The 6,710-nt window shown below is 38.2% G+C and carries 8 protein-coding genes; 1 reads left to right on the forward strand and 7 read right to left on the reverse strand.

The features are described 5' to 3' along the window. Window positions 1-38: 38 nt before the first annotated feature. The 7 genes from VNZ46_RS17155 to mce all read right to left on the reverse strand — a co-directional run bounded on the left by VNZ46_RS17155 (window position 39) and on the right by mce (window position 5,352). Window positions 39-1,391 (reverse strand): UDP-N-acetylmuramate--L-alanine ligase, encoded by a 1,353-nt coding sequence (locus VNZ46_RS17155; RefSeq protein WP_325561274.1) that lies wholly within the window; start codon window positions 1,389-1,391, stop codon window positions 39-41. A 27-nt stretch (window positions 1,392-1,418) separates the two neighbouring features. Beyond that, window positions 1,419-2,258 carry a 50S ribosomal protein L11 methyltransferase gene (prmA, locus tag VNZ46_RS17160; protein ID WP_325561275.1) on the reverse strand — a complete coding sequence of 280 codons (840 nt, stop codon included), beginning with the start codon at window positions 2,256-2,258 and terminating at the stop codon, window positions 1,419-1,421. Further along, window positions 2,258-3,019, reverse strand: coding sequence for a triose-phosphate isomerase (gene tpiA / locus VNZ46_RS17165; RefSeq protein ID WP_325561276.1), 762 nt, complete (start codon window positions 3,017-3,019; stop codon window positions 2,258-2,260). The genes prmA and tpiA overlap by 1 nt, the downstream gene beginning before the upstream one ends. 56 nt (window positions 3,020-3,075) lie before the next feature. Then, window positions 3,076-4,251: a putative sugar nucleotidyl transferase gene (locus VNZ46_RS17170; RefSeq protein ID WP_325561277.1), complete on the reverse strand. Its 1,176-nt coding sequence runs from the start codon at window positions 4,249-4,251 to the stop codon at window positions 3,076-3,078. 72 nt (window positions 4,252-4,323) lie between these two features. Continuing rightward, window positions 4,324-4,572: a type B 50S ribosomal protein L31 gene (locus VNZ46_RS17175; protein WP_084292318.1), complete on the reverse strand. Its 249-nt coding sequence runs from the start codon at window positions 4,570-4,572 to the stop codon at window positions 4,324-4,326. An 87-nt stretch (window positions 4,573-4,659) separates the two neighbouring features. Further along, window positions 4,660-4,947 (reverse strand): hypothetical protein, encoded by a 288-nt coding sequence (locus VNZ46_RS17180; protein ID WP_325561278.1) that lies wholly within the window; start codon window positions 4,945-4,947, stop codon window positions 4,660-4,662. A gap of 3 nt (window positions 4,948-4,950) precedes the next feature. Then, window positions 4,951-5,352: a methylmalonyl-CoA epimerase gene (gene mce / locus VNZ46_RS17185; protein ID WP_133777313.1), complete on the reverse strand. Its 402-nt coding sequence runs from the start codon at window positions 5,350-5,352 to the stop codon at window positions 4,951-4,953. A gap of 263 nt (window positions 5,353-5,615) precedes the next feature. Here mce and VNZ46_RS17190 point away from each other — a divergent pair. Continuing rightward, the coding region (locus VNZ46_RS17190; RefSeq protein WP_325561279.1) for an IscS subfamily cysteine desulfurase at window positions 5,616-6,710 on the forward strand (1,095 nt) is incomplete at its 3' end.

Below are 6,710 nucleotides of genomic sequence, written 5' to 3' on the forward strand. Positions count from 1 at the left end.
ATATTTTTAAATTAGGTGTGTATTAAATGAGCATTAATTTAAGTATTCAACTCACGTGCCAGTTTAACCAAATCAATACCTCCGAAATTGCCTGAGCTCATCAAAAGTAAATTTGTATTCTTAAAATTAATATTCGATAAATACAATTTAAGTGTCATCGCATCATTAAAGAATTGTAAATTACTATTTTTAAATGCTGTTTGAACATCTAAGCTAGTAAAAGGTTCCATTTTTTTATGCCGAAAAGTTTGTTCGTCTATGTAAACAATTGCCAGATCTGCCTCATCCATAGTGCCCTCATACTGCGCTAAAAAGGCCTTATTTAAGCTGCTGAATGTATGCAACTCTATACAAGCCACTAAATTCCTGCCCTCAAATTGAGACTTTACAGCCTCAATGGTCGCTTTTAACTTAGAGGGTGAATGAGCAAAATCTTTATAAACATTGGTGTTGTTTTGCTTATGAAGCAATTCCAAACGCCTGGCAGCCCCCTTAAAAGAAGAGATAGCCTGATAAAACTCGTCAGAAGAAATTCCAAGTTGCTCACATACCAGCCGGGCAGCATTCAGATTCATCAAATTATGGTCACCAAATACATTTAAAGGTGTATTCTCAGGTAAAATATAAGTTATTCCATCTACAACTTTGTGTGGGGGAATATCATATCCGATCTTCTCGGCATCAGTTGCTGACTTACTGACCAGGTCGCTTAATATTTTATCTTTCTGACAAAAAATTAATTTCCCTTTTGGTTCAATGGTATTAATGAATAAATCGAACTGTTGAATATATTCCTCAAAGGTGGGAAATACGTTGATATGATCCCACGCTATGCCGCTGATTACAGCGATGTTAGCCTTATATAAATGAAACTTAGGCCGTCTATCTATGGTCGAAGCAAGGTATTCGTCTCCTTCAATAACAATCAAAGGAGCGCCTTCGGTCACTTTCACCATCGTATCAAATCCTTCAAGCTGCGCACCTACCAGGTAATCAAAATCTCGCTTGTAATAATTCAACACATGCAAGATCATAGAAGTAATGGTTGTTTTACCATGGCTCCCTCCTATCACTACCCTTAACTTATTTTTCGTTTGCTCATAAATATATTCCGGATAAGAATATATTTTAAGCCCAAGGGCCTTTGCCTTCAATAATTCAGGATTATCCGCAAATGCGTGCATACCCAAAATAACCGCATCCAGATCTGCTGTGATATGAGCTTCATCCCAGCCCATGTGTTCGGGCAAAATTCCATATCTGGCCAACCGGCTGCTTGATGGTTCGAAGATCACATCATCGGAGCCAGTGACCTGGAAACCTTTCTTATGCAGTGCAATGGCCAAGTTGTGCATTGCGCTACCGCCTATTGCAATAAAATGAATACGCATAATCCTTTACAATTCTTTATAAATAAATCAACCCTTTATAAAATGGGCAGCCACCCAGTCACCCATTTTCTTATGGTCCTTATAGCTGATATTAAATTTTTTACACTCTTGCTCAATCATATCCAGATCAGGAGTCTCGTAGAATCCGCTAAAGAAAATACTTCCACCCGATATAAGGACACCTGCATAAATATTTATCTGATCAAGCAAAATATTCCGGTTAATATTAGCTAAAATAACATCAAATGTACTTTCAGGAATAATTTCCTTACCTCCACAGGCCGCTTCCAGATTACCTATGTGATTTAAAGAAGCATTTTCCAAGGTACTCTGATAACAAACTTCATCGTTATCAATAGCCAAAAGTGTATTAGCTCCTTTTTTTGAAGCTAAAATGGCCAGTATTCCCGTACCACATCCCATATCCAATACTTTTTTTCCTTCCAGATCAGAAGCCAATATATATTGCATCATCATGGTAGTGGTTTGATGATGCCCTGTCCCAAAAGCCATTTTTGGGTCTATAACAATTTCATAACGGTACTGCGGCTGTGGTTCATGAAACGTTGCCCTGATATAGCATTCATCACTAATGATCAGAGGCTCAAAATTTTTCTCCCATTCCTCATTCCAGTTCTGTGCCGCTATCTCTGTAACGGTATAATTGTAAATAAACTCGTCTTCAAATTGCAAAAGCACCTCTGAGAGCCTGTTTTGATTATAGTCATCAAAGTCAATGAACGCAGCAAAGCCGCTCTCGGTATCTTCAAAAGTATTAAAACCGGCTTCTGCAAGTTCACTGACCAACAAATCTTTCTGATATTCCTCTATGCCGGAGAAAGTGAAGGTAACCTGAATATACTGCATTAAGAATTGAATGTTTTAACAATATCTACAAAATCACGTGATTTTAAAGACGCCCCACCAATAAGTCCACCGTCAATATCTTTCTGCGCAAATAATTCAGCAGCATTTTTAGGATTACAGCTACCACCGTATAATATAGTTGTCTTTTCAGCAAGCTCTTCTCCATATTTTGCAGCAATTTCCTTGCGGATATAAGCATGTACTTCCTGCGCTTGCTCAGAGGTAGCTGTTAGTCCAGTTCCAATGGCCCAAACCGGTTCATAAGCAAGTACCACTTTAGAAAAATCTTCTGCACTTAGGCCAAATACACCCCCCGTTAACTGCGTTTTGATGACGTCAAAATAACTTCCGTTATTCCGCTCATCCAGTGTTTCCCCAATACAGAAGATTGGAATCAGGTTATTCTTCAATGCCGCTGATGTTTTTGCCGCAAGCAATTCGTCAGATTCAGCAAAATACTGTCTGCGTTCTGAATGCCCAATAATTACATATTCACATCCAACGGATTTAATCATTTTTGCTGAAATCTCTCCCGTAAATGCACCGCTTTCATTCTGGTGGCAGTTCTGAGCACCAATCCTAACGGTAGTACCGCCAAGTTTAGATAAACTGTTTAAATGTATAAAAGGTGCGCAGATCACAGCCAGCTGTTCTCCTTTTTGCTCATCTCTTACCATATTTACAATTTCAGAAAATAAAGATATGCCTTCAGCATAATCCAAATTCATCTTCCAGTTCCCTGCTACAATTTTTTTTCTCATCTTGATTGTGTTTATATATAGTTATTGTGCCTAAGCTAGCATTAATTAATGCTTTATTAAAAATGTCTGTAACTTTTTGTTAATTCAAATATCTCTTTTAAAATATCCTTTTCGGTTTCATCAAACTCTATATCCCTTCTTTCATATACTTTTTCAGCGGTCTCAAACATTTTATGAATGGCATATACGTCAAAACCCTGTGCTCCGCCCCAGGCAAAATCAGGAATAAAATTCCTTGGAAAACCCGCACCAAAAATATTGGCACTTACCCCCGCAACCGTACCCGTATTAAACATCGTGTTGATACCGCATTTTGCATGGTCCGCCATAATTAAGCCGCAAAATTGCAGTCCGGTTTTACGAAAACTCTCTTTAGAATAATCCCACAACCGTACTTCAGCATAATTATTCTTTAGATTAGAATTGTTGGTATCTGCACCAATATTACACCATTGGCCCAAAACTGAATTACCAAGATAGCCCTCATGTCCTTTAGAAGAATATCCCCAAATAACAGCATTATTGATTTCTCCTCCTACCCTGCAAAACGGTCCGATGGTGGTTTGACCATAAATTTTAGTTCCCATTTTTACCTGAGAATCTTCTCCCAAAGCAAAAGAACCACGGATATGACTTCCTTCCCACACCTGACTGTTACGACCCAAATATATTGGACCATTAAGGCTGTTAAAGGTAGAACACTCTGCTGTTGCACCTTCTTCAACAAAGATTTGATCTCCTAGAAGTGTGTTTGTAGCACTCAGCTGTCCCGAAGTTCTTCCTTTGGTAAGGAAATTGAAATCTTTCTTCAGTTCTGCATCGTTAAATCTGAAAATATCTTCAGGATACTGTATACGTATAAAATTCCCAGAATATGTTCTTGCAGATAAGCTTCCTGCCAGTTGGGCATCATGTTTTTTTATTTCTACTGCTCTATAGGCTAATAAGATTCCGTCCTTTTTAAGCACCTCACCCTCTCCAAGGCCCATTATAGCCTCCACAAGCCCCTCATCAGGGCAAACAGAACCATTTATAAATAAACCGGCCTCCGGATGCTCGGGAAATTTGACGGAAAGATAAGTTTGAGTGGAGAAACCTGAAATTGTGCTGAGCTGTCTGGCCCATTTTTCTGCAATGGTCAAAATACCAATTCTCAGATCGGCAACTGGCCTGGTGAATGTTAACGGACGCAAAGATTCCCAGGCGCCGTCATCAAATAAATTGATTATCATAAGCAACAAAAATAAAAAAAGTCCCGAAGCAACAGCATCGGGACTTTAAAATAATTTATAAAAAAAGCAGAATTACTTTTTAGCGTAACGGGTTTTGAATTTATCGATACGGCCGGCAGTATCTACCAGTTTCATTTTACCAGTATAAAAAGGGTGAGAAGTGTGTGAAATCTCTAATTTGTATAGAGGATATTCATTACCATCTTCCCATTTGATAGTCTCTTTAGTATCTACACAAGATTTAGTTAAGAAAGAGTATTCGTTAGACATATCTTTAAACACTACGAATCTATAGTTTGATGGATGCAGATCTTTTTTCATATTATTATATTATAACTTATGTGTCGCTTATTTTTAAGGATGCAAATATCTCAATTATATTTCTCAATAGCAAGAATTGTATAAAAATTATCTGCTATACTTTTTCCAGGTTTCTATTTTCTCCTTCTGCCTGCTCAAATAAGCCCCCGCAATAACCTCTGCAGCAGGCATTTCAGCACTTTCTGCCAGCAGTATTTTTAACTTCTCCTCATTTACATCTGCCCGATATAATATCGTCATCATTTTAGATAGATCATGATCTATCAGGTAAGAAAAAGCACTAACAAGGCCTAATCTTAAAGATTCTTCAGACAAAGGCGTCCCAATTTCAAAATCAGTACCCACAATTTTGCACAGCGATTTTAATTCTTCCATAACCTATTTAATCTCCTGACAAAGCTCTACCAAAACACCATTTGTTCCTTTTGGATGAACAAAACACACCAGCTTATGATCGGCACCTTTCTTTGGCACTTCATTCAATAACGTAAAACCTGCTTCCTTCAAACGTGCCATCTCCAGCACAATGTCTTCCACATCAAATGCAATATGATGTATCCCTTCTCCTTTTTTCGCAATAAACTTCGCAATAGGGCTATCTGGCAATGTCGCTTCCAGCAACTCAATTTTATTTTCACCCGTTTTAAAAAAGGCTGTACGTACACCTTCTGAAGCAACCTCTTCTGTTTTATAGCAACTCGTGCCCAATAAAAGCTCATATAAGTTACTTGCTTGCTGAAGATCATTTACCGCAATTCCAATATGCTCTATTTTTTTCATCCTATATTTCCATTTTTATGCTGATGAAGCCCTCATCAATATATTATATACACCTTAATATTGTACCATGTTACCGCTCCTTATCCTGTAAAAATCTCTTCTTTCAGGTTTAGAAAGGCACCCCACATCCCGGTTTCTTATCTCCAAAACGTTAAACAAATGTAAAAATGCAGGTTTTAACTATAGCTTCATAGCTATTATTTATAATTGTTGGCAATCTTTTTTTGTATCTTTGTATGTAATTAAGAATAATTAAATATATAATGGAACTTCCTATTTATCTAGATAACAATGCAACAACACCTCTGGATCCGAGGGTTTTGGAGGCTATGCTGCCTTATTTTACCAATAAATTCGGTAATGCAGCAAGTCGTAACCATGCTTTTGGCTGGGTTGCCGAAGAAGCGGTAGATTATGCACGTGAACAAGTTGGAAAACTGATTGGTTGTACTGAAAAAGAAATCATATTCACATCAGGTGCTACAGAAGCCGATAACCTTGGCATCAAAGGTGTATTTGAAATGTATAAAGATAAGGGTAACCATATCATTACTGCAACGACAGAACATAAGGCCGTTCTGGACACGTGTAAACACCTGGAAAAATTAGGCGCAAAAGTGACTTATCTTCAAGTAAAATCTGATGGTCTGATTGACCTGCAGGAACTTGAAGCTGCGATGACCGAACAAACCATTTTAGTGACCATCATGTATGGAAATAATGAAATTGGTGTGGTACAGCCTATCAAAGAAATTTCAGCAATCGCCCATAAATATGGTGCATTATTCATGAGTGACGCTACTCAAGCTGTAGGTAAAATACCAGTTGATGTAAACGCAGACGGTATTGATCTGATGGCTTTTTCGGCTCATAAAATGTATGGACCTAAAGGTGTTGGTGTATTATATGTACGCCGTAAAAACCCGAGGGTTAAAGTAACTGCACAAATGGACGGTGGTGGCCATGAGCGTGGAATGCGTTCAGGAACACTAAATGTACCTGGTATTGTTGGTTTAGGTAAGGCTTGCGAGTTGTGCCGCCTGGAAATGGACGAAGAAGCTAAACGTTTATCTGCTTTAAGAGATAAATTGGAAAGCGCTTTGACACAACTGGAAGAAAGCTATGTAAACGGAAACACTCAATATCGTTTACCACATGTAGCCAATATCTCTTTTAAATATGTAGAGGGCGAAGGATTAATGATGGCGATGAAAGACCTTGCGGTTTCTTCAGGATCAGCTTGTACTTCTGCTTCTTTGGAACCTTCTTATGTATTGAAGAATCTTGGACTTTCTGATGACCTGGCACATTCATCTATCCGTTTTGGATTGGGCCGCTTCACCACTGAAGAAGAGATT

It is taken from the genome of Pedobacter sp. (assembly GCF_035566355.1).
Lineage (GTDB): Bacteria > Bacteroidota > Bacteroidia > Sphingobacteriales > Sphingobacteriaceae > Pedobacter.